Genomic DNA, 673 nt, shown 5'->3' with positions numbered 1-673 from the left:
CCCGACGAGGCGGACGACTGGTCAGTCGATCTCTCCGGGAACTCACCGACATCGACCGGCGGATCGCGTTCGCGGCCGGACAGCCGGGACCGCACTGCCCGTGACGACACGCCGGATTCGGCCGACTCCCCGGAGACAGTCGACCCCTCGCACAGTCGGTCCGACTCCGGAACGACCGAGCGGTCACGGACCGAACCCGCCCGAACGCCGGAGGGGGATCGCTCGTTCGCCACGGCGACCCAGCAGGCGCTGGGCGGCGGGACCGCCGAGGCGGGCGGCGAGTTCGACTCGCTGCCGACGCTACGGGTGCTCGGACAGCTACAGGACACCTACGTCGTCGCGGAGACCGACGACGGCCTCGTCCTGATCGATCAGCACGCCGCCGACGAGCGCGTCAACTACGAGCGCCTCCAGCGGGAGTTCGACGCCGGGATGGCGAGTCAGGCGCTGGCGTCGCCGGTCACGCTCGAACTCACTGCCCGCGAGGCCGAACTGTTCGCCAGCCACGCCGACGCGCTGGGGGAGATGGGGTTCGAGGCGGACCGGCGGGACGACCGCACGGTCGAAGTGACGGCCGTCCCGGCGGTGTTCGACGCGACGCTGGACCCCGAACTCCTGCGGGACAGCCTCTCGGCGTTCGTCTCCGAGGGCGACGGCGAGGCGGCGGGGGGGG

Annotated in this window: 1 pseudogene; it reads left to right on the top strand. The window is 72.4% G+C overall.

Annotated elements, in window-relative coordinates:
- Nucleotides 1-306 precede the first annotated feature (306 nt).
- Nucleotides 307-673: pseudogene (locus tag ACFR9S_RS16225) on the top strand (DNA mismatch repair endonuclease MutL); the annotation flags it as partial.

The sequence above is a fragment of the Halolamina salina genome, from assembly GCF_042678005.1.
Taxonomy (GTDB): domain Archaea; phylum Halobacteriota; class Halobacteria; order Halobacteriales; family Haloferacaceae; genus Halolamina; species Halolamina salina.
The sequence above is the reverse complement of the archived record's forward strand: the minus strand, read 5'-3'. Positions and strand labels throughout refer to the sequence as shown.